Genomic DNA, 21,990 nt, shown 5'->3' with positions numbered 1-21,990 from the left:
CTATTACTAGTGTAAAAATATAGTTTTTTTGAAATAGGAAAAAATACTTGTAGTATAACATCGATGAGTTTCCCTAAGCAGTTCTATTGTAACAAGTTCTTAAAACGACTATCATAGGAGAAAATGAAAGAGGTGTAGTGAAAATGGATTTAAACCAATGGTTTCAAAAAGGATTAACTGTTGATGGGTACATAAATGCTATGACTACCAATAAAGAGGAAATGCTTGCGATCTATGAGGGCTTCACCTTAACGGAAGAGGATAAGAATCGGCTCAAGGCATTTAGGTCGCAAAACTTACGTGCGATTGTCCTATCAGAGGATTGGTGCGGCGATGCGATGCTGAATAACCCCATTTTGCTGAAAATTGCTGAAGCGGCCGGGATGGAAGTCCGTTTTGTGCTCCGTGACTCTAATTTGGAGTTAATGGATCAATACTTAACCAATGGTACATCGAGGGCCATACCTATCTTTATTTTTATTAATGAAGAAGGAAATGAAGTCGGAGTCTGGGGACCAAGAGCACCTGAATTGCAGGCTTTCGTGATGGAAAAGCGTGCTGCCTTGCCAGATAAGGATGCGGAGGATTTCCAAGCGAAACAAACTGAAATGTTTAAGAGCCTTAGAGCGACCTATCAAACGGATGCCTCCATTTGGCAGACTGTTGCTAATAGTATCCTGGCGACACTTTTAAAATAAAAAAGAGGATCCCCTGGTCAAAGTATCTTGACTCAGTGGATCCTTTTTAAATTACATTTTAAAGCCGCCGCCCTTTGGCGGGATGCGATCATTGATCAAATTTTTATCATTTATTTTGGGCTCGATTCCTAAAAGAAAATTGCGGATGTTGGAGCGATGCAAATAAATTAAGAATAGCGAGAAAAAAATAAAGATAAGTTCCAATTCGATCTTAGAAGATACTAAAGAATAGATGAGAAGACTAATTCCAACCGTGATGGAGCCAAAAAAAACATATTTGGTTAAAAAGATAACTAAAAAGAAAGCAACATACCCGATGACCAGGAGATAGACGTTGGCGATTAACAAAGCCCCGGCGGTGGTTGCGATCGCTTTTCCGCCTTTGAAGCCTGCAAAAATTGGAAAGCAATGACCAACTACCGCTATTAAACCACAGTAAAGGGGTTCCACATTAAGATTGAAGTAAATCGGCAGGTAGGCTGCCACAGCGCCCTTAGCGAGATCAATAATAAGGACGAAGATGGCAGATTTTTTACCAAGAACTCTCAGGGTATTGGTAGCCCCTGGATTTTTACTGCCATGTTCGCGGATATCCACACCAAATAACAACTTGCCCACAATCAAGGCTGTGGGAATACTTCCAATTAAGTAGGAAGCCAAAAGCAACAACCAAAACATACGCATCATTCCTCAATCATTATTTTAGTAGTATATTCCCATTATTCCTAGATTCTATCATATTTCAGTGGTAATATTTTGTAGAATTCTGAGTCTTTTGTAAAGAAAAGAGATCATTCAAAATGTGATCAATTGATTTTGGGCCAAGTTGCTAATACCTATGCTAGTTTTTGAGAAGATATTCCGGTAGCCTTCATGGGTCAGCCTGGTTCTTCTCTATGAGTTGATATTCACTAATACCCATGAAAAGGATGATCGATTTGAGTCAGAAGCTAAAAATTCAAAAACCGAAAATGCCCTCCAGTTTAACTCCGTTTGACTATAACGATAGAGAAGATTCTTATATTAACATGGCGATCATAAGCGACTGTTCCATCTCACAAGAGGAGGTTGAAAAAGTGAGATTCGAAGAGGTGGTGTTTAGAAATGTTACCTTCCTCGATGGCTCGTTTCGCTTTATTCAATTAACCGATGTGATTTTTGAACGATGCGATCTATCCAATGTGGATTTTACGGATGGAATTATCCACCGGGTCGAGTTCCGTGATTGTAAACTATTAGGGCTAAATCTTGCAGATGCTACCCTTAGGAATGTCCTATTTGAGAACTGTAATCTGAATATGGGCTCGTTTGGCTATGCTGACTTGAAGGAAATGAGGTTTGAGAATTGCTCCCTTCGCAGTGCTGATTTCTACGAAGCCAAGTTTAATAAACTTGAATTTAAGCATTCTGATCTTGATGATGTGAACTTTACTGGTACTACACTAAAAGGAGTGGACCTGAGTACTTGTAAGTTTAACCGCTTAAATCTATCACTTGATAGTGTGGCCGGGTGCATGGTTTCTGCCGATCAGGCAATTGGATTTGCGAAGCTATTAGGATTGGAAATTAAAGATTAATCTGCGTTTATATTTGGTAAAACCGTGCGGCCGACACCCGCACGGTTTTTAGGTTCAACCTCATGGTATGATGAGGAGAATTGAAAAAATAATTTTTTAAATAGTGTAGGGGTAGGATTCTATCCTTTCGTCTATTAAGTAGTAACAAAAAAAGAAAGGGGGAGAGAACGATTAGTGATGCAGCCTTAATAGAAAATGTGCTGGACGGCAATGATCATGCCTTTCGACTTTTGGTTGAGAAATACCGCAATGATGTGTTCCGGACCATCTTTGCTGTGCTTCGCGACCAAAAGGAAGCAGAAGACGCCGCACAAGAAGTTTTTATGAAAATCTATACTTCTCTCCCCCAATACCAAAATCAAGGGTTTAAAACGTGGATGACGCGAATTGCCGTCAATCATGCGATAGATGTAAAACGAAAACAGGTTAGAAGACGGGAGGAATTGGCGGAGGACCTCGAACAGCAGTCAGCAGGGTCCCCGAAAGACAGTGTTGAGAAAGAGATTATCGAACTAGACCGAAGAAGACTCGTCAGGAAAAAGCTTGATGAACTGCCCGAAAATTACCGTGATGTGATTTACGGATTTTACATTGCGGAAAAAAGCTATCAGCAAATGGCAGATGAACAAAATGTACAGGTGAAAACAATTGAAACCAAGCTGTACCGGGCCCGTCATTGGATGAAAAAGAATTGGAAGGAGGACGATTTTTCATGAAGCATTACAGTTTTGAAGAGTGGTTGCAATACGTGAATGACGAAGTTAATGAGAATACCAAAGAGGAATTAGAAAACCATTTATACTCGTGTGATCAATGTCTTGACCAGTATTTAATAGCTGTAGAAGCCAGTGAATCATCACTTCCGATTCTTTCAGACATTAGTGACTTTACCGACTTAGTCATGGCGGAGGTTTCGAAGCAGAAACCTGTGGTGCCTGACACCGTTAGAAACCTAAACACTATGTCAATGGTTCCTTCGGTGCCTGACACCAAAATGACCAATATGAAGAAAAAACCTTTTTATCAGCAAGCGGTGTTTCATTATTTATTAGCCGCGGCCGCGACATTATTATTAACCTTTTCAGGAGTCTTTCAGTCGCTAGCGGCGTATGCGAATTCGATTGAAAAGCCGCAAATTCAGGAAAAGAAGCCTTCGGTGACGGAGGGTGTTATTAATAAAACTTTTGCATGGATGGATTCACTAGAAAAAAAGGAGGCAAATAAGAAATGAAAAATCCGACAAAAGCATTGACCTTATCCTTATTCCCAGGTCTTGGTCATATTTATTTCGGGAATATGTTTCGCGGCGTACTTTATCTACTGACCGTGATGGGATTGGCGTTCGTCACTGTTATTGGGTTAGTAACAAATAACCAGGAAGTCTCCATCGTGACCTTTATGTTAGGACTGTTCCTTTATCTCGTCAGTTTTATTGACATGGGGGTGCAAGTCTCCAAACATAAGAAAGCGCTGAAGTCAGCTAATCTAGAGGGGCAGACAAGCCAGGCTTCCCAAGATTCAGAACGGTTTTATACGATTGTTTTATCATTTATCCCAGGCTTAGGCCACTTCCAAATTGGATTGATGACCAGGGGATTAACGCTTTTAGCGACCTTCTTAGGACTTGGGGTCATGGTCATATTTGTGACAGCCCTATCCAACCGCAGCGAATTTATGGTCTTTCTGGCAGCTCTGCCAATTATCTGGGTGTATGGATTTTTTGACGCCGTCCAGCAGGTAAACAAAAAACAACGCGGAGAGGAACTTGTTGATCGAACGATATTTGAAGACTTTGAGATGCGCCGTGAAGATGGTAAAAAGAGCAAATCGATTGCCACCTTTCTCGCTATTTTCCCGGGAGCGGGACATCTGTATCTTGGCTTGCAGCGCCGCGGAATCCAGCTAATGGCCGCGTTTCTGTTTTCGATTTATATATTAGATACATTACGACTTGGGATCTTTTTATTCTTAATTCCGATTATCTGGTTTTATAGCTTTTTTGATGCAATGCAAAAGGTTTCAAGGTACGGGGAAGAAACAATTGAGGATGTACCAATTATTGCTTATTTCCTTAATCATCAAAGATGGGTTGGCATCGGGCTTGTCTTAATGGGTCTTTACTATCTCATGATGAACGTCTTTCTTCCAGCTTTTTCACCATTACTAAATAGGCTGACTGATTTTGATGTGATGTATTGGGTCCAAGGATATCTTCAAACAGGACTTGTTTGTCTCTTGTTGATTGGCGGCGGAATTAAGCTTTTATCTGGAAGCAAACAAAAGCGGGAGGCTAAGAAACATGAGTAAATGGGGAAAAACAATTGCAGGCGCAGCTTTAATCGGATTTGGGATTGGATTCCTGTTTAGAAAAAGAAAGGGTGGGGAAGAAGCATGAGAACTTGGCGTGTTGGAACATTTTCAATGGGGGCATCGCTTGTATTTCTTGGCCTCTTCCTCTTTTTTTCAAAGTTTTTGGGGTTAGAACTTGTCCAAGTAATGACGGCTTGGTGGCCGCTATTATTGGTCGTGCTCGGGATAGAGATTCTCCTTTATCTATTTCTGTCACGACAGGAAAAGCCGGTGTTAAAATATGATTTCCTTAGTATCTTCTTTGTAGGTGTCATCGGAATGGCGGGGATTGCATTTGCCATCGTAAGTACGACGGGCATCTTGGATAAAGCGGAAGAAGTGATGGCAAGGGAAGAGCGCTCGTTTGAATTGCCTGCTTTTTCCTACCAAATGAATGACAGTATCAAACGAGTGGTGGTTAGGACGGTGGACCATCAGATGACGGTCGAATCTACCGATGAAAAAGAAGTTTCGATGTTCGGCACCTATCGGGTCCAAACCTCCAAAAAGGCGGAGCTATTAAAAAATGCAGGGGATATGGTTTCCACAAATCAAAAGGGAGATACGCTTTATTTAAACATGAAATCACTTCCTAACGAAATTGGTCCATTTCATGCATATGGCGAGGTTGCGGCGACGCTGTTAGTTCCAAAAAATGTGAAGCTTGAGGTAATTGGCAGTGATAATTCACTTATCTTAAAGCCGCGCTCTCTTGTGAACGATTGGAGTATCGAGAGAGCCTCATCCATTGCGATCGATGTACCCGCAAAAAGTAATTTGAAGATTGATGCAGTGGGTGTAGGAGAGATAAGAGGAAAAGAGGGCGACTGGAAGGTGTCAAATGTAAAGACGGCTGATGGAATCGATAATGGCAGGAAAAATGCTGTGTATCAGTCTGGCGAAGGAAAGTACCACATCAGCATTGCGGATGCCTATGATATTAGTCTTCAAACAAATCAGTAAAAAAATCTTGAGTCTATTTTTGCAAAAAAATAAAAAAACGTTATGATAAGAGATGGATGTTTGAAGGTAATTTAGTATATACGCATGTCTTGATGTTTGTAAGCAAGAATAATAATTGGTAGAATATTGAAGTGAGCGGATAGCTATTACCGATGTTGATTTCAAAAATAGGATGATGAAACGATGAAAAAGGCAAGACTGATTTACAATCCTACCTCAGGACGTGAAATTCTAAAGCGGAATCTTCCAGAAATTCTTCAAAAGCTAGAAATGGCTGGATATGAAGCATCTTGTCACGCGACAACAGGTGCAGGGGATGCGACGGAAGCAGCGCGGATAGCTGTTGAGCGTAAGTATGATATTGTTATTGCAGCTGGCGGCGACGGAACCATTCATGAAGTGGTTAACGGTCTCGCTGAACAGGAATATCGTCCGAAATTAGGGATTATTCCAGCAGGTACGACGAATGATTTTGCCCGAGCTCTGCAAATTCCAAGAGATATTGGAGCGGCAGTGGATATTATCACCAAAGGGGAAATGATTCCAGTTGATATTGGGCGCATCAATGATCGGTATTTTATTAATATTGCTGGCGGCGGTAGAATCACCGAGATTACATACGAAGTACCAAGTAAATTGAAAACGATGCTCGGTCAATTGGCTTATTATCTAAAGGGAATGGAAATGCTTCCTTCCATTAAGCCATCGAAGGTGTCGATTGAGTATGATGGGAAGTTGTTCGAAGGCGAGGCAATGCTGTTTCTTGTCGGGCTGACCAATTCAATTGGCGGCTTTGAAAAACTAGCACCCGATGCCTCCATAAACGATGGACTATTTTCGCTTCTGATCTTGAAGAAGACGAATCTTGCTGAATTTATTCGGATTGCGACACTAGCTCTTCGCGGTGAACATATCCATGATCCGAATGTTATCTACACACAAGCAAATCGGATTAAGGTTCATGCGACAGAAAAGGTTCAGTTAAACTTGGATGGTGAGTTTGGCGGATTGTTACCAGCTGAATTCGAAAACCTCTATCGTCACTTAGAGGTGTTTGTGCCACTTGAAGATATTCGCCCGAATGACCGCCCAACAGATTGGGAAGCGGGGAAAAGATATAGTTAAGAAAGTTCGTTCCACTGGGACGGGCTTTTTCTTTTTTTAAAAGGAGAAAGTGTATGAGTCCTAGAATATTTTGTATCATGGACGAAAATGGTTGAAAGGGTGGCAGAAAATGAAGGCGTTAATAAATATTGATTATACATACGATTTTGTGGCAGAGGATGGAGCATTAACATGCGGTGAGCCAGGGCAAGGAATTGAAGGAAAGATTACCGAACTAACAAAAGAGTTTATCGCAAATGGAGATTATGTTGTCTTTGCAATAGATGTCCATGACCGCGAGGATGAGTTCCATCCAGAAACGAAACTGTTTCCTCCGCATAATATACGTGGGACGGCAGGTAGAGACTTATTTGGTGCTCTGAAGGAAGTATATGATAGCAATAGCCAGCACGAAAATGTGGTTTATATGGATAAAACGCGCTACTCGGCTTTTGCAGGGACAGACCTAGAGATGAAATTACGAGAGCGCGGGATTACAGAAGTTCACTTAGTTGGGGTTTGCACGGATATTTGTGTGCTTCATACCGCAGTAGATGCCTATAATAAAGGTTTTAAGATTGTTGTTTATAAAGATGCCGTAGCCTCTTTTAATCAGGCTGGCCATGAATGGGCGCTCGGGCATTTTGAACAATCGCTAGGAGCCCTGGTTAAATAGACTTCCTGGTGTAATATTGGTTATAATGATGAAAAAGCTGAAATAGTACTTCGGAGGTCAGATGATGAAACACTTTTACCACGATGATAGTTTAACTCTGCATACGGATCTATATCAAATCAACATGGTAGAAACGTATTGGAGAGATGGGATACATAATAAACGAGCGGTCTTCGAACTATTTTTCCGCAAGCTTCCGTTCGGAAACGGATATGCGGTATTTGCTGGATTGGAGAAAGTGATTCAGTTTATTCAAGGATTCCGCTTTAGCGAGGAAGACCTTGACTATTTGAAAAATGAAGTAGGTTATCAGGATGATTTCATTCAATATCTGAAAGATATCCGATTTACTGGAACCATCTGTGCAATGGAAGAAGGCGAGCTTGTTTTCGGCAATGAACCAATCATACGGGTTGAAGCGCCTCTTGCAGAAGCGCAATTGATAGAAACAGCCTTGCTTAATATTGTGAATTACCAAACATTAATTGCGACCAAGGCATCGCGTATTAAGCAAGTTGTAGGCGATGAAGTGGCAATGGAATTTGGCACAAGACGGGCACAGGAAATGGATGCGGCGATTTGGGGAACAAGAGCAGCTTATCTTGCTGGTTTTGAATCAACAAGTAATGTCAGAGCGGGAAAGCTGTTTGGTATTCCTGTATCTGGAACACATGCCCATTCGATGGTCCAGGCATACAAGGACGAATATACGGCCTTCATTAAGTACGCCGAATCACACAAGGATTGTGTCTTTCTTGTAGATACATACGATACCCTCCGTCTCGGTGTTCCAAATGCGATCAAAGTGGCTAAGGAGCTTGGGGATACAATTAATTTTATCGGAATCCGCCTTGATAGCGGTGACCTTGCCTACCTTTCGAAAGAAGCACGCAAATTACTGGATGAGGCTGGATTCACTGATGCCAAGATTGTAGCCTCCAGTGACTTAGATGAATACACGATAATGAGTTTGAAATCACAAGGTGCCAAAATTGACAGCTGGGGAGTAGGAACGAAGCTGATTACAGCTTACGACCAGGCTGCGCTTGGGGCGGTTTATAAAATTGTATCTATAGAGAATCATAACGGAAAAATGGAAGATACGATCAAAATTTCATCCAATCCCGAAAAGGTGACGACACCTGGGTTGAAGAGGATTTATCGAATTATCAATAATACGAACAACCATGCCGAAGGGGATTATATTGCACTAGCAGATGAAAAGCTCCCTGAAAAACGGCTGCGGATGTTCCATCCAACTCATACATTTTTGAACAAGGTGGTTACAAACTTCACAGCAAAAGAATTACATGTGAGAATTTTTTCTGAGGGGGAACTTGTTTATGAAGTGCCTTGCTTGGAAGAATCCCGTGATTATTTAAAGCAAAACCTAGTTGCCCTTTGGGATGAGTATAAGCGGATTACCAATCCTGCTGAATACCCAGTCGACTTGAGTCAAAAATGCTGGGATAACAAGATGAGAAATATTGAAGAGGTTAAAGATAAAGTTGCAGCCATGAAAGGCGATCAAGAAGAGAGCTTTTAATTAAAAAGGGCAGACTCCAAAGGGGGATTTATTAATCCCCGCCGGAGTCTGCCCTTTGGTTATTTTTGCTTAAAGAAATCCGTAAAGGCATGGAAAATTTCAATCCCTTGGTAGGTAAGCATGCTTGCGGCAGATATGGAAAAAAAGCCAATAATAATAAAGCGAATCCACATTATAATTTCCTCCCTTATCATTGATTAGTATCAGAATGATTCGGGAGCATAGATCACATAGTTTGATTGGTGAAATTTCGGTATTAAAAAAATAAAGCTTCTGATAAAAATGATAGATAAATAAATTAGTGGGGCGGCAATTGCTGCTAGGATGACAGGAAGTACGATAAGAATGGGTAAGTCCATGGGCAGTTTCTTGTCATCGTCCCATTGCCCTTTCACCTTGGCATCATCTATATTGATGATGGCCTTGATATTGGTATGAGAGTGGGAAAGTGAATATGAAAAGTGAAGAAAGGTGAAAGCAAGAAAGGCAAGGAGCAACGGAATGGTAAGGTTATTTTTCATCTTCATCATTATCCACTCCTTCCAATAATGAGATTGTTTTAATCATATACACTTTTATTATATTTGGAAATAAAAATATTCTGACAATTTTCTTGGTTTTTTCGAAAAAAAGGCTCTTTTCCTGAGCAAGTTTCGCAATCAACCATGCTTTGTGTTACAATCTTAGCAGTCAAAACGTGCAAAGGAAGAAACGAATGAGCAGAATCGTACCGGTTAATAAAAATGATTTTATAGATGTAGTGTTTGAAGATTTAACCCATGATGGGTCGGGTGTAGCCAAGGTTGATGGTTACCCGTTATTTGTTCCAAACGGACTGCCTGGCGAAAAGGCAAAAGTGAAGGTCATTAAGACGGGCAAAGGGTATGGCTTTGGGCGGTTGGTGGAGCTTTATGAAAAAAGCCCTGATCGAGTCGAGATTGAGAGCCGTGATATCCATAAATATGGCGGCTGCCAGCTCGAGCACATTAGCTATGAAGGTCAGCTAAAGTATAAGGAAAACCAAGTTCGTCAGGTACTTACACGGATCGGTAAATTAGAGGATGTCGTTGTACATCCCATTTTAGGAATGGATCAGCCCTTTCATTACCGTAACAAGGCACAGGTGCCGGTGGGGGAAAAGGACGGTAAACTAATTGCTGGCTTTTTTAAACCAAGGAGCCATGAAATTGTTGATACGAACGAAAGTGTCATTCAACTGCCTGAAATTAATGAGGCAGTACAGACGGTGAAGGAAATTTGCAGTGAGCTAGGGATTCCTGCCTATCATGAGGAATCACATAAAGGTGTGCTAAGACATATTATGGCCCGTTATGGTCAGCAAACCGAGGAGCTCATGGTGGTCATTATCACCAGGTCGGCTGACCTTCCTCATAAAGACAAGCTAGTGGAGCAAATCGTAGCGAGGCTCCCGAAGATAAAGTCGATTATCCATAATGTGAATTCCAAACGGACCAACGTGATTATGGGAGCGACAACGAACGTTTTATGGGGAACCGAAGTCATTTACGACTATATCGGCGATGTCAAATTCGCGATTTCCGCCCTGTCCTTTTATCAGGTTAATCCTGTTCAAACAAAGGTTTTATATGATAAGGCACTTGAATACGCGAACCTTAACGGGGAAGAAAGCGTGATTGATGCCTACTGTGGGATCGGAACGATTTCTTTATTTTTAGCACAAAAGGCACGGAAGGTATTTGGTGTAGAGGTAGTTCCAGAGGCGATTGAGGATGCGAAGCGAAATGCCGCATTAAACGGAATGGAAAATACCGAATTTGCTGCTGGGGAAGCCGAGGTTGTGATTCCAAAGTGGTATAAAGAAGGAAATGTCGCCGATGTCTTGGTCGTTGATCCACCACGTAAAGGCTGCGACGAGGCCTTACTGAAAACGATCATCGAGATGAAGCCGAAAAAAGTCGTTTATGTATCCTGTAATCCAGCTACCCTAGCGAGGGACCTGCGGATATTGGAGGACGGAGGATACAAAACGGTGGAAGTGCAGCCGGTTGATATGTTTCCGATGACAACGCACGTGGAATGCGTAGCGCAACTCGTTTTAAAAGAAGGCAACTAACCCTATAAAATGGTACCTATAGATAAGACACTTGAAAAAGAGTGTATTATCTATAGGTATTTTTTTATATACTTGAATCTTAAAGATATGGGGCTTAGGGGACGACTATGAGCAAAATAACATTTTCAGATAAAGAAATAAAAATACTTCAAAAAAATCAAAATGTACAGCAAGTAAGTAGTTTAGCTATTACATATTCGGATGATTTTAAAAATAAATTTATGGATGAATATCTGGCAGGAAAACTCCCAAGGCAGATCTTTGAGGAGAATGGCTTTGACATAGACATTTTAGGTAAGAGAAGAATTGAAAGGTCTACATATAGGTGGAAAAAAGCATATGAAAAAGATGGTTTAATTGGGCTTTCAGATGGCAGAAAGGCAACTTCCGGTAGGCCTTTGAATCGAAATCTTTCTTAAGCAGAAATTATAGAAAGGTAAGAAGCTAGAATTAAGTTGCTGGAAGGACAGGTAGAGCTGTTAAAAAAGCTAGAAATGACAGAAAGGAGGCTGCTAAACACCGGTCAAAACCTGGAAATGAGTAAAATATTTCAACTGATATATGAAACTATAGAACAAAATCAATTTAAGATGATGACAAAGTATTTTTGTGAACTTTTAGAGGTCTCTCGTTCTGGATATTACAGCTACCTAAAAGCAGCCGATAGACGACGGGAGAGGGAACTAGAGGACTTAAAGATGAAAGAAATTATACTTAAGGCGTTTTAACGACGGGGATATAAGAAAGGTTCACGTTCCATCAAAATGATATTAAAACATGAATATGACCTTAAGTTAAGCAGAAAAAAGATTCAAAGAATCATGAATAAGTATGGGATTGTTTGCCCCCATCGGAAGGCAAATCCATATAAAAAAATATCAAAGGCAACGAAGGAACATCAGGTTGTTCCAAACAAGTTAAACAGAGAATTTAAGCAAGGAATCCCAGGAAAGGTATTATTAACTGATATTACATATTTGCCATATAACGGAAAGGATAGGGCCTATTTGTCAACCATAAAAGATGCCTCCTCTAATGAGATATTAGCTTATAATGTTTCAGACCGAATCACATTAAATATCGCAACCGAAACTATCCATAAATTAATGAATAACAAGAAAATTAGTTTACATTCTGATTCCTTTATCCATTCAGATCAAGGAAGCCATTATACAAGCCCAAGATATCAAAAACTGTTAAAAAAATATGAACTAGGTCAATCTATGTCTAGGCGAGTAACTGTTGGGATAATGCCCCGATGGAGTCGTTTTTTGGCCATTTAAAAGATGAGGTAGACTATCAATCCTGTAAAACATTAGAAGAACTAAAGGCGAAAATAAACCATTATATGGTTTACTATAACAATTACCGTTATCAATGGAATTTAAAAAAGATGGCCCCTATTCAATATAGGAATCATCTTTTAGCTTCTTAACTCTTTTTTTCATGTGTCCTTTACATGGGTGCCAGTTTACTATTGGGTGTTGCCTTTTTCCGTTTCCTGAAAAGGATTTACGAAGTTAAAATGAAGAAGTCGTCATTGAAGCACTTTTCACACAAGGCGATGAGAAGGTAAAAGACGCTTTTGAAGTAAAATTTGAAACATGGAAACCTCGACAAGAAGAGCATGAAAAGATTGTTGGGAAACTCCAAGGCAAGGGATATTTATTCTATCACTAAGAACTTTCAAGAAGTGGGGGATTATTCTATTATCACCATGTCACGGCAAGGGATATGCACAATATGCCTAAAAAAGAATTTACGGTATTAACATGTGAATAAGTGATAAATCAAAAAGGTGGTTCTTCGTTTTTGCACTAGAACCTCTTTGTATATTCATTAATAAGCAAGCAACTTTACAGTTATGCTCGTCCCTTCATCCGGCACACTACGAACCTCCATCGTTCCTTCATGAACATTTACAATCCATTTACATAAAGATAATCCAAGCCCGGTTCCTCCTTGACTTCTTGATCTGGAATCGTCCGCGCGATAAAATCGCTGAAAAATAAAAGGCAAATGTTCCTCTGAAATCCCGATCCCATTATCAATTACATTAATATAAATGAATTTTTCCGTCCTGTTTGCTATGATTTCCACTGTGCCACCTTCTGGAGTGTACTTAAGCGCATTTTCAATCAAGTTAATAAATAATCTTCTTAAGAGATCTTCATCCCCGAATAAAATGAATGGATCGGGTATTTGAATATGTAATTCAATCTGTTTTTTCATTTCCAATGATAGTAAATGATTCCTAACATTTTGGAATAAGAGCATTCCGTCAACGGTTTTACGCTCTATCAGATTTGAATTAGAGGTATTTCTCGATAAATATAAGAATTTTTCTACCATATCAGATAAATAGATGACCTCTTCCAAAACAGCATACAGGACGTCTTTATATTCCTCTTCAGATCTATTTCTATTTAAAGCAACATCCAATTCTCCTCGCATAATTGTTAAGGAAGTACGAAGTTCATGAGAAACATCTGAAGTAAACTGCTGAATTTGCGTGAAAGAGCTTTCTAGTCTGTCAATCATATGATTGAGAGTTTTAGATAAACTATACAATTCATCTTCCGGCCCCTCAATAGGCAGCCGTTCGTGTAAACTGGTTGCAGTAATGGTATTAGTCGTACTGATAATTTGATGAATCGGCTTCAAAGTTTTTTTCGAAATCACCCATCCCATCACGATTGATATTCCTAGGAATACAAAATTAGAGATGATAATAATGTTCCGTAACTGATCAATGGCGAAATGCCGTATCGTGTCGTTTGTAGCAACCGTAATTCTGTATGTCAATTTATTTTCTGATATCAGTTGCATGGACATCGCACGAAGCGGTATCCCATTTAGCTCGGGATCCCAGCTGATGGTATTCTCGTCCATCTTCTTTAAAGCTTCTGAATCGTTGATGAGTTGACCGTCCAAATTTCGAGATTCTGCAATGATTTGCCCTCGATCAGTTTCAATGATCCAATAGATCTCTTCTTGATTTACGCTTTCAAAACTTCGCAATCGGTTGATGTGTTGTTCGATTTTAGAATACGAATCCCCTTCCTCCAAACAATAGGCAATCAAACCAAGTTCTCTGGTTAGGATCGAATCGACTTCTTTGGTTACCATTTCAGAAAATGTAAAATATAAGAATCCGCTAAATAGGAATAAAATGAAAATAAACATAATCGAATGCCAAATCGTAATTCTCCATACGATACTTTTTAAAAACCTCATGATGGTTTATTCTTCACTTTTGATTATATAACCAATACTGTAAACTGTTTGTATTAGTTTTAAATCAAAGTTTTTATCGATTTTATTTCTTAAGTGATTAATATATACATCAACTACATTGGTTCCTATGTTATAAGCATCCATCCAAACTCGTTCTAGAATTAACGTTCTAGATAAAATCTTACCGGCATTTCTCATCATAAATTCCAAAATAGCATATTCCTTATTGGAAAGGAATATATGGAGTCCCCCTCGAGTCACCTCTCTCGTAGAAGGATTCAACGTCAGATCCGCTACGTGTAAAAGAGGTGATGCCTTTTCTTGGTCTCGTCTTAATAGACACCGTATACGTGCTAATAACTCCGAAAAAGCAAACGGCTTTGTCATATAATCGTCCGCTCCTAAATCGAGTCCATCTACTTTATCTGCCACGGAATCTTTAGCACTGAGAATGAGAATAGGAATATTTTTTCCATTTAACCTTAGTTCCTTAATCAATCGCATTCCATTTTTCTTCGGAATCATAAGGTCGACAATCATAAGATCATATTCTTCTGCAAAAGCGAGTTCAGAAGCCATTTCACCATCGTTCGCCACATCTACAACATAATGGTGTTCTCTTAATCCTTGTGATATAAAACGGGCTACCTTTGACTCATCTTCAACCAATAACAACCTCATGTCCATTTCCCCTAACAAATTCACTCATTTTATATATCGATAGTGATAATCATTATCAATTATCTATAATAATATCTTAAATTATCACTCTTTTTTGGTCAATCAGGTAATAGTTTCCTTTTGAAATTCAACTAAAACAACTCCTTTCATTAAGCAACATGATAATTCCTCATTGAGATTTTATCTAAACTGTAAGATACCTTAATTGAAAATATTCATTACCTAGTAACTTGACTAGAAAGAAACAAGATTTTAAGTTTTAACATTCATACGGTAAGTACTACATTAACATAGTGTGAAATATTAAATTTTTTTAATTTTATTTTAAATAGTTTTTAAGAACTTTTTTATAATATATCGCCAACGGTTAAAAAGTGATAATGATTATCATTGTCACTATTGCTTCGATCAATATATATTTTGGAGGGGGTTAATGATGCAAAATCAAAATAATTCAGGAAAACACTTTTTTCATAATTTAGTTGTTTTAATGCGCATTCTATTTGGAATAGGCTGGTTTTTAGCAGGAGTAACGAAGATTTTAGGTGAAGGGGGTTCTTCAGGACATTCTTGGTTTACTCAACCAGGAGTATTTCTAAGTGATTATCTGATGAATACATCAGACAAACCCAATGTGCCAGAGTTTTATAAATTTTTTATAGAAGAAGCAGCCTTGAAGCAAGTAATGGCTTTAAATTATGCCATTCCCATTGTTCAGGTGACGGTTGGTTTGTTTCTCATCGCTGGGTTTATGATACTTCCATCCATTCTGGCGTGTCTCTTTATGCATATTAACTTTCTTCTTTCAGGTAATATCAATATAATGAGCCTTACCCTTTATACAAGCGCATTTGGATTGTTACTTAGTGGAAGAAAAATGTATCGTTTAAGCTTGGATAAATATTTCAAGTTAAATCAGTTAATGAATTTAACTATTAATAAATCCAGAGATTTAGCGATTCCTAAATTTAAAGAAATGTATCCTCAAGACGACCTAAAAAAACTTTTGCAAGACAGTATGAACGAGGTTGTAAGTTCTGTAGAAAAAGCACAGGTGTCCCAAAATGAGCGGATCGAACAATTTATCACTTATATTCAAGAAACTTACTTTAGTGAAAATAGCCATATGGAAAAAGAAAAGCATGTAAAATCATTAATTCGTCAAGAATAATATCATTTTGACACCCTTATAGACCATTTTTTATAAAGGGATGTGAAAATAAATAGATTAGGAGAAATGACTTAATTACGTAAATGAAGCTAACTTCAATTGATAATGATTGTTATTATCAATTGAAGTTAGAAAATGACATAATAATCAATTTTCAATTTTAGAGTCATAAATTAAGGGAGAGAAAAACTATAATGAGAACACTACCATGGAAAGTGATGACAACAGTTGCATTGGCTTCATCACTTTTATTAATAAGTGCATGCTCAAACGAGAAATCAACTGCCAAGGAAGATACAAAAGCAGAAACGAAAACGGTAACAAATACAAAAAAAAGCAGCGTATCTGCTCCAGTGACAGATTATACGTTTGATACAGCCGCGAATATGTTTGCTTATGCAGAATTTGAACTCTCCGGAGAGCCATTAGTAGAAGGCCTCGGCTTAGATTTAGATGTTCTTGATGTAAGAAAGCTTGATCAGCCTTCTAAATTTGACTACACAGCAGGTGTAGAATCATATGAATACTCAGAAGAGGCGATGTATGAAGTGACGGAGAAGTCCGGTATGGGCCTACATTTAATCCACGGCCCGGCAGTTTCAGAATTAGCAAAGAAAACAGGAAAAGACGTACCGACTATGCTAGGTGAACGTTTTTATGAACTGGCAGACAGTGTCGGTTATCCAAAAGATGAACTGTTTCGGAATATGTTTCCAACATTAATTGAATATTCCTCCGGTGACCCGCACTACATACAAAAAGTGGATACAAATGGTTATGCAGAAAATGGCGATGATTCTTATGTCCCAATGTATCAGGTGAATTTTGAAACGTTGCGCTGGGGTCGGTCAAAGATGGATAAAACGTTAAATCCGTCAGCATATGGAGCAACCTTCTTGAAGCAGGCTCTTTGGTCTGGAGACTTTATGGGAGGCTTACATAAAGTAGACAGCGATGAAGAACTTGAAGCGATATCACCGAAAGATGATGATGACGCAAACATCGCGTTAGGGGTTAGTTCAGCTGATGGAATGCAGGGAGCCATTCTGACGGAACAAATTTGGAACAAGTTGGCCTACATTCGCGACGGATTATTTTATGATACAGCTAAAAAGCAGCTGACGGCTGGGACTGGAAACAAATATAATCCGGCAAATGGCTTTGTTTATTTGCCGCACCAAATCGAAGTCGTGGAAGACAGCAATGATGAGATGCCAAACGCCAAACAATTGACCGTAAAAGATGCACGAAGCATGCTGCAAGATCAATGGCTGATGCTGTGGCCGGCATCCGAATTTTACGGAATGACAGATCAGCGCCCGGAAAACAAAGCGCAAAACCCGGCGTTTTTAGCCGCATTTGACGGTAAACCGTTTCCGAGTGCAGCTAAGGAGAATGTAGATGGTTCTGCTGCCAACGATGTAAAGGCATCTGATCCTTATTCCATCAACCGTGATGTGTTGCTGCAAGTCTTTAAAAATATCGATGCCATGCACTTTAACAATGAAGCGGGAGCTTTTATCGATCAACATGACGGAAAGACACAGGGAGCGCATGTAGATACATTCCAGGCCGGATACACGACAGAGGCGCTGCGAATGTTCCAGCGTGCGATTGACGGTCTTCCTGTCGGATACGCCAATGGTGAGGATGCAAAAGGATTAGAGACAGGAGAAGGAAAGCGTGCTCTGGAAATGATTAAAAAGCAAGCCGACTTTATCATCAATGAGTTAAAACGTGAAGATGGCCTAGTTGCAAACGGATATACCATCGGAAAAGGCCAGGACGATACCGAGCCAACCTTAGATGCACAACTAGGGGCAATTAGAGGTTTAACTGGAGCCTTCTTAGCAACGAAAGAAACGAAGTACCGCGATGCTGCCCGTGAATTATACCAGGCGATGGATGAGAAAATGCTCGATAAAGAAACCAATTTATATTACACAAGTAAAGATGAAATGAGATATAACCCAATGACAGCAGGGGCTTTATCAGCTGTCTTCCGCGTTGCCTTAAATAATTTATACAATACCGACGGAGATCAAGAGACATTGTCAGCTCTGGACCGTGAAACGATTATCTCCCGCTATGTTGCTTTTTACGATACGGTTATTGACGGTCCATCATTACAGGACGGAATGCAGGCAAGTGAGTTCTGGGATACAGGAGATGCTTATATTGAAGGTAAAAAGCTTGGGAATACCGACAAAGATAATGTTCCACAAGTGCAGGCAGGACATGGGAAATATGGAATTGCCCCTGTTTTAGTGAACGTAGAAGTGAAGAAACGGTAGGTAGGAACATTATGTGGTGGAAGCGACTTTTGCAATTGACAATTTTATCTGCAACGGCCATTATCGCTGCAAGCTGTGTGCCGGAACAGGCAACCACGAACAAAGAGGTCCTTCGTGACCATGCTGTTCACAGTGATAATATGGTGCTAAATGACAAAGGGGATACACTTTATGTGGCCAATATAGATGTGGACACCGTATCGATCCTTGATGCAAAAACGAAAAAAATACAAGCAGAAGTTTCGGTCGGAAAACAACCGCAGCAGTTAACAGTAAGCCCTGATGGCCAATATGTTTATGTATCGTGTTTATTTGACAACCAAGTAGACGTTATTTCCACAAAAAAGAGGAAAGTGGTCTACTCCATTGAGGTTGGCATTCAACCATTTGGGCTTGTCACAAGCCTAAATGGTGAAACACTTTATGTAGCAAACTATCAGTCTGGTACGCTATCTATCATTGATACAAATGAGAGGGAAGTAAAGAAGGAATTAAAAATTGGTGACCGTCCTAGAACGGTTGCCATGACCAAGGATGGGAAAAAGCTATATGTTCCTCATTATTTAGATGGCAATATCTCTGTCATCGATACAGAGGTAGACAAAGTGACAAAGACTATTAACTTAGCTAATTCACCGGATCAGACTAACCGTAAGAAAAGCCAGGGGATTCCTAATACTTTTGAGCAGTTTGTGATATCGCCTGATGGGAAAAAGGCGTTTGTTCCACACTTGTTAACGAATATCGATACCCCAATTCATTTTCAAGAGACGATCTTTCCTGCGGTGTCCGTTATCGATTTAGAAAAAGACGAAGAAATCGTAGATGAACGAAAAGAGCTCTTTGACGAAATGAATATACGGGATGTAAAAAATGAAACCATCATCGTAGCGAACCCATTTGATGTAGCCTTTCAGCCGGATGGCAGTAAAGCCTATGTGGTGATGTCGGGCAGCGAAGACCTTGTCGTTTTTGATTTAACACGTGGCGGAAATGCGACCCAAATTTTGCGGCGCATTAAAGGAGATAACCCACGGGGGATTGCCATTTCAAATGATGGCCAGACACTATATGTTCATAATGCGATGAGTCATAATTTAGTGACGATTCAAACAGGGGGAGACAGCCCTTATGCACGGGCCACTATGTCAGGGGAACCTGTAAAACTGATTAAAAAAGACTCTCTGTCAAAAGAGGTGCGGGAAGGTAAAACAATATTTTACAGTGCAAACAGTGATGAATTCGCCACAAGCATAACGGGGAACAATTGGATGAGCTGTGCCTCGTGCCATGCCGATGGGGACATGAATCGCTTAACGTTAACGACGGCAAAAGGTCCACGTAATATTCCAAGCAACGTGGTGACGACGGAAACAGGGCTTTTTTTGTGGGACGGGTCACGCAATGAGTTTACGGATTACATTCATACTGTTCAAGGCGAAATGGGAGGCATGATGGAACTTGATCCTGCCAAACCGATCCCAGAAGATGTACAGCACATGTATGATGCACTCCTGGCTTTTTTGCAAGATCCAAACTCGTATCCTCCCCCTCAAAGTCCTTATCGGAAAAAAGATGGCAGTTTAACAAACACAGCCAAAGAAGGAGAACGGTTGTTCAACGGAAAAGGAAACTGTCTCAGCTGCCATGGCGGGGAGTTCTACACTGACAGCGGCAAGGCTGTGAATGAAGAAGGAGAGCTGACGGAACGAAACACAAACTTTATCCATGATATTGGAACAGGAAGCAAACTCGACGTGCCTTCAAAAGGAGATGCACGTGGTCAATATCAGAATCCGCGTGATGGCAAAAGGTTTGATACTCCAACTTTAAGGGGTGTTTGGGCAACTGCGCCGTATTTTCATGATGGTAGCGCAAAGACCATAGAATCTGCGATTGAGCGTCATAGAAATAACAGCATTCCGATGTTATCAACATGGGAAGTGAATGCCATTGCCGAATATATTAAATCAATTGAATAAGCGAAACCTGTCGTAAAAGCGGCAGTTTTTTTAGTAACGAAAGTATGTATTTTTCTATTTTATTATTAAACAAAAAGACTTAAAAAATACGTTTAAAATATTAAAAGATGAACAAGGCTACATTAGTATATTTTTTAGTTGACTACAATCAGCAGTCTACACATGTCGAATGCGTCTCGGCTATGATTTTAAAAGAAGAAGCAGGAACCCAGTAAGGGATTTCCTGCTTTTATTCAATTTTGGGACCACAAACGAGGAGTTACTCCCTAAATGGAGAAACTCCTTTTTCCCATTTAGTTTTATTTTAGAATTTATACTTCCATTTTTCTTTTTCAAAACTACTTTCATTTCTCTCAAATCAATACCATTCGAAGCGCTTACTTGTGTTTACTTCTAAATTTACTTAGTCAGAGTGTTCCCCCTAATAAGTATAGTCTAACGTATTCTGATCTTTGAAAAACAATAGTTTTTTATCTTAATTTGGTAATTTTAAATTTTTGTAATTATTCTGAAATTAATATTGTAAATTGGTAAAATAGCACATATAATCAAAAATGAGCATAAAACATCAAATTCATTCAAAAGTGAGCTAAAACAGTCAAACGGCGCATTTCAAATGAATGGGAGGGAAACGATTCTGTGTACGGTATAGAAAGAAAATCGGCCATATTAGAGTTACTAAACAAGAATGCTAGAGTAGATGTACAAGAATTAAGTCAACACTTCGACTTGTCTGAATCAACAATTCGTAGGGACTTAAAGGAACTAGAGGAAGCACAATTGTTAAAAAGAACGCATGGTGGGGCTGTCTTGTTCAAAAGTGTGACCTTCGAACCGACGTACATTGAGAAAGAAGTGCAGTTTCAAAAAGAGAAAAGGGCCATTGCAAAGGAAGCGGCTAAGCTTATTGAGAACGGTGAAAGTATCTTGCTAGATTCGGGTTCGACAACTTTTTATCTTGCTCAAGAACTAAGGAACTTTTCGAGCTTACAGGTGGTTACCAATTCGATATTATGTGCCAACGAATTAAAGGATGTATCTGGAATTGAAGTCTTATTATGTGGTGGTTCTCTGCGTTCAGAAACACTAGCGTTGGTAGGTCCATTGGCTGAAAACAGCTTTAATCAAATTTGTGTAGACAAATCGTTTATTGCTACGAATGGCGTTAATGTAGAAAATGGCTTAACCACCCCAAATTTAATTGAGGCATCAACGAAAAAGAAGATGATTGATTGTGCGGAAAAGGTTATTCTCATCACGGATCATACCAAAATAGGTCAAGTAAGCTTTGCGAAGTTTGCGGAGATTCATGAGATAAATTATTTAATAACCGATAGTGCTGCAGAAAAGACCGTACTTAACCGCATTGGGGAATCAGGAATTTCTGTTCGCGTAGTCTGACTTTTCCCCATAGGTAAGGATCTAATATCAGATAAAAAAAATGAAGGTATCGAAATGAAAACGCTTTAAAAAATATCCACACCATTTTTAGGAGGTGATGCTTATAGAGTTGTGAAAATAATAGAAGAGATTTTAATCGTTTTAATTAACTTGTTCTTCGGGTGAGGAAAATGAAAGAAACACAAAAAAGGTTACGATTCAGGGCAACCACGACCA

The 21,990-nt window shown here is 39.5% G+C and carries 19 protein-coding genes and 1 pseudogene; 16 read left to right on the top strand and 4 right to left on the bottom strand.

Translation table 11 applies throughout. The features are described 5' to 3' along the window. Window positions 1-143: 143 nt before the first annotated feature. Window positions 144-698: a thioredoxin family protein gene (locus tag V7659_RS01490; RefSeq protein ID WP_335537636.1), complete on the top strand. Its 555-nt coding sequence runs from the start codon at window positions 144-146 to the stop codon at window positions 696-698. 51 nt (window positions 699-749) lie between these two features. Here V7659_RS01490 and plsY read toward each other — a convergent pair whose 3' ends face one another. Continuing rightward, on the bottom strand, window positions 750-1,376 hold the full coding sequence (gene plsY / locus V7659_RS01485) for a glycerol-3-phosphate 1-O-acyltransferase PlsY (RefSeq protein ID WP_335537635.1): 627 nt from the start codon (window positions 1,374-1,376) through the stop codon (window positions 750-752). Between the two features lie 260 nt (window positions 1,377-1,636). Between plsY and V7659_RS01480 the strand changes: the two genes are divergently transcribed. The 9 genes from V7659_RS01480 (at window position 1,637) to V7659_RS01440 (ending at window position 8,913) form a co-directional block, all read left to right on the top strand. Beyond that, window positions 1,637-2,275 (top strand): pentapeptide repeat-containing protein, encoded by a 639-nt coding sequence (locus V7659_RS01480; RefSeq protein WP_335537634.1) that lies wholly within the window; start codon window positions 1,637-1,639, stop codon window positions 2,273-2,275. 197 nt (window positions 2,276-2,472) lie between these two features. Continuing rightward, entirely contained in the window at window positions 2,473-2,991 is a 519-nt protein-coding gene (locus V7659_RS01475; protein ID WP_335537633.1) for a sigma-70 family RNA polymerase sigma factor, read from the top strand. Further along, a complete protein-coding gene (locus tag V7659_RS01470) occupies window positions 2,988-3,506 on the top strand; it encodes an anti-sigma factor family protein (RefSeq protein ID WP_335537632.1) in 519 nt (172 codons plus the stop codon). Before V7659_RS01475 ends, V7659_RS01470 begins: the two co-directional genes overlap by 4 nt. Next, a complete protein-coding gene (locus V7659_RS01465) occupies window positions 3,503-4,582 on the top strand; it encodes a DUF6677 family protein (RefSeq protein WP_335537630.1) in 1,080 nt (359 codons plus the stop codon). The genes V7659_RS01470 and V7659_RS01465 overlap by 4 nt, the downstream gene beginning before the upstream one ends. Next, the gene (locus tag V7659_RS01460) at window positions 4,575-4,670 is read left to right on the top strand and encodes an LPXTG cell wall anchor domain-containing protein (protein ID WP_283877164.1); all 96 of its coding nucleotides are present in this window, start codon (window positions 4,575-4,577) and stop codon (window positions 4,668-4,670) included. Before V7659_RS01465 ends, V7659_RS01460 begins: the two co-directional genes overlap by 8 nt. Beyond that, window positions 4,667-5,587 carry a hypothetical protein gene (locus tag V7659_RS01455; protein WP_335537627.1) on the top strand — a complete coding sequence of 307 codons (921 nt, stop codon included), beginning with the start codon at window positions 4,667-4,669 and terminating at the stop codon, window positions 5,585-5,587. Before V7659_RS01460 ends, V7659_RS01455 begins: the two co-directional genes overlap by 4 nt. A 183-nt stretch (window positions 5,588-5,770) precedes the next feature. Further along, window positions 5,771-6,712, top strand: a complete 942-nt coding sequence (locus tag V7659_RS01450; protein ID WP_335537625.1) for a diacylglycerol kinase — start codon at window positions 5,771-5,773, stop codon at window positions 6,710-6,712. 109 nt (window positions 6,713-6,821) lie between these two features. After that, complete coding sequence (locus tag V7659_RS01445) at window positions 6,822-7,367, top strand: cysteine hydrolase family protein (protein ID WP_335537623.1); 546 nt, start codon at window positions 6,822-6,824, stop codon at window positions 7,365-7,367. A gap of 64 nt (window positions 7,368-7,431) precedes the next feature. Further along, window positions 7,432-8,913: a nicotinate phosphoribosyltransferase gene (locus V7659_RS01440; RefSeq protein ID WP_335537640.1), complete on the top strand. Its 1,482-nt coding sequence runs from the start codon at window positions 7,432-7,434 to the stop codon at window positions 8,911-8,913. Between the two features lie 203 nt (window positions 8,914-9,116). Here V7659_RS01440 and V7659_RS01435 read toward each other — a convergent pair whose 3' ends face one another. Then, window positions 9,117-9,443, bottom strand: coding sequence for a hypothetical protein (locus V7659_RS01435; RefSeq protein WP_335537621.1), 327 nt, complete (start codon window positions 9,441-9,443; stop codon window positions 9,117-9,119). A gap of 185 nt (window positions 9,444-9,628) precedes the next feature. Between V7659_RS01435 and rlmD the strand changes: the two genes are divergently transcribed. Beyond that, on the top strand, window positions 9,629-11,008 hold the full coding sequence (gene rlmD / locus V7659_RS01430) for a 23S rRNA (uracil(1939)-C(5))-methyltransferase RlmD (protein ID WP_335537619.1): 1,380 nt from the start codon (window positions 9,629-9,631) through the stop codon (window positions 11,006-11,008). Between the two features lie 107 nt (window positions 11,009-11,115). After that, window positions 11,116-12,443, top strand: a pseudogene (locus V7659_RS01425) (IS3 family transposase). A gap of 404 nt (window positions 12,444-12,847) precedes the next feature. On the opposite strand, the gene V7659_RS01420 reads toward V7659_RS01425, so the two are convergent. Next, complete coding sequence (locus V7659_RS01420; RefSeq protein WP_335537618.1) at window positions 12,848-14,245, bottom strand: sensor histidine kinase; 1,398 nt, start codon at window positions 14,243-14,245, stop codon at window positions 12,848-12,850. 6 nt (window positions 14,246-14,251) lie between these two features. Continuing rightward, window positions 14,252-14,926: a response regulator transcription factor gene (locus V7659_RS01415; RefSeq protein WP_335537617.1), complete on the bottom strand. Its 675-nt coding sequence runs from the start codon at window positions 14,924-14,926 to the stop codon at window positions 14,252-14,254. Between the two features lie 433 nt (window positions 14,927-15,359). Between V7659_RS01415 and V7659_RS01410 the strand changes: the two genes are divergently transcribed. The 4 genes from V7659_RS01410 (at window position 15,360) to V7659_RS01395 (ending at window position 21,774) form a co-directional block, all read left to right on the top strand. Continuing rightward, window positions 15,360-16,097 (top strand): hypothetical protein, encoded by a 738-nt coding sequence (locus tag V7659_RS01410; RefSeq protein ID WP_335537616.1) that lies wholly within the window; start codon window positions 15,360-15,362, stop codon window positions 16,095-16,097. A gap of 194 nt (window positions 16,098-16,291) precedes the next feature. After that, complete coding sequence (locus tag V7659_RS01405; RefSeq protein WP_335537615.1) at window positions 16,292-18,391, top strand: hypothetical protein; 2,100 nt, start codon at window positions 16,292-16,294, stop codon at window positions 18,389-18,391. An 11-nt stretch (window positions 18,392-18,402) separates the two neighbouring features. After that, a complete protein-coding gene (locus V7659_RS01400; RefSeq protein WP_420491697.1) occupies window positions 18,403-20,373 on the top strand; it encodes a beta-propeller fold lactonase family protein in 1,971 nt (656 codons plus the stop codon). A gap of 639 nt (window positions 20,374-21,012) precedes the next feature. Further along, window positions 21,013-21,774 carry a DeoR/GlpR family DNA-binding transcription regulator gene (locus V7659_RS01395; RefSeq protein ID WP_335537614.1) on the top strand — a complete coding sequence of 254 codons (762 nt, stop codon included), beginning with the start codon at window positions 21,013-21,015 and terminating at the stop codon, window positions 21,772-21,774. Window positions 21,775-21,990: the final 216 nt, after the last annotated feature.

The organism is Neobacillus drentensis (assembly GCF_036966985.1).
GTDB lineage: Bacteria > Bacillota > Bacilli > Bacillales > Cytobacillaceae > Neobacillus > Neobacillus drentensis_E.
This window is presented reverse-complemented; position numbering and strand designations above follow the sequence as displayed.

Bases quoted from the DNA above. Each gene is read 5' to 3' on its own strand.
- V7659_RS01450 (WP_335537625.1), top strand. From the start codon at position 5,771: ATGAAAAAGGCAAGACTGATTTACAATCCTACCTCAGGACGTGAAATT.
- V7659_RS01465 (WP_335537630.1), top strand. From the start codon at position 3,503: ATGAAAAATCCGACAAAAGCATTGACCTTATCCTTATTCCCAGGTCTT.
- V7659_RS01455 (WP_335537627.1), top strand. From the start codon at position 4,667: ATGAGAACTTGGCGTGTTGGAACATTTTCAATGGGGGCATCGCTTGTA.
- V7659_RS01405 (WP_335537615.1), top strand. From the start codon at position 16,292: ATGAGAACACTACCATGGAAAGTGATGACAACAGTTGCATTGGCTTCA.
- plsY (WP_335537635.1), bottom strand. From the start codon at position 1,376: ATGTTTTGGTTGTTGCTTTTGGCTTCCTACTTAATTGGAAGTATTCCC.
- V7659_RS01440 (WP_335537640.1), top strand. From the start codon at position 7,432: ATGAAACACTTTTACCACGATGATAGTTTAACTCTGCATACGGATCTA.
- V7659_RS01415 (WP_335537617.1), bottom strand. From the start codon at position 14,926: ATGAGGTTGTTATTGGTTGAAGATGAGTCAAAGGTAGCCCGTTTTATA.
- V7659_RS01410 (WP_335537616.1), top strand. From the start codon at position 15,360: ATGATGCAAAATCAAAATAATTCAGGAAAACACTTTTTTCATAATTTA.
- V7659_RS01445 (WP_335537623.1), top strand. From the start codon at position 6,822: ATGAAGGCGTTAATAAATATTGATTATACATACGATTTTGTGGCAGAG.
- V7659_RS01435 (WP_335537621.1), bottom strand. From the start codon at position 9,443: ATGATGAAGATGAAAAATAACCTTACCATTCCGTTGCTCCTTGCCTTT.
- V7659_RS01470 (WP_335537632.1), top strand. From the start codon at position 2,988: ATGAAGCATTACAGTTTTGAAGAGTGGTTGCAATACGTGAATGACGAA.
- V7659_RS01400 (WP_420491697.1), top strand. From the start codon at position 18,403: ATGTGGTGGAAGCGACTTTTGCAATTGACAATTTTATCTGCAACGGCC.
- rlmD (WP_335537619.1), top strand. From the start codon at position 9,629: ATGAGCAGAATCGTACCGGTTAATAAAAATGATTTTATAGATGTAGTG.
- V7659_RS01420 (WP_335537618.1), bottom strand. From the start codon at position 14,245: ATGAGGTTTTTAAAAAGTATCGTATGGAGAATTACGATTTGGCATTCG.
- V7659_RS01490 (WP_335537636.1), top strand. From the start codon at position 144: ATGGATTTAAACCAATGGTTTCAAAAAGGATTAACTGTTGATGGGTAC.
- V7659_RS01460 (WP_283877164.1), top strand. From the start codon at position 4,575: ATGAGTAAATGGGGAAAAACAATTGCAGGCGCAGCTTTAATCGGATTT.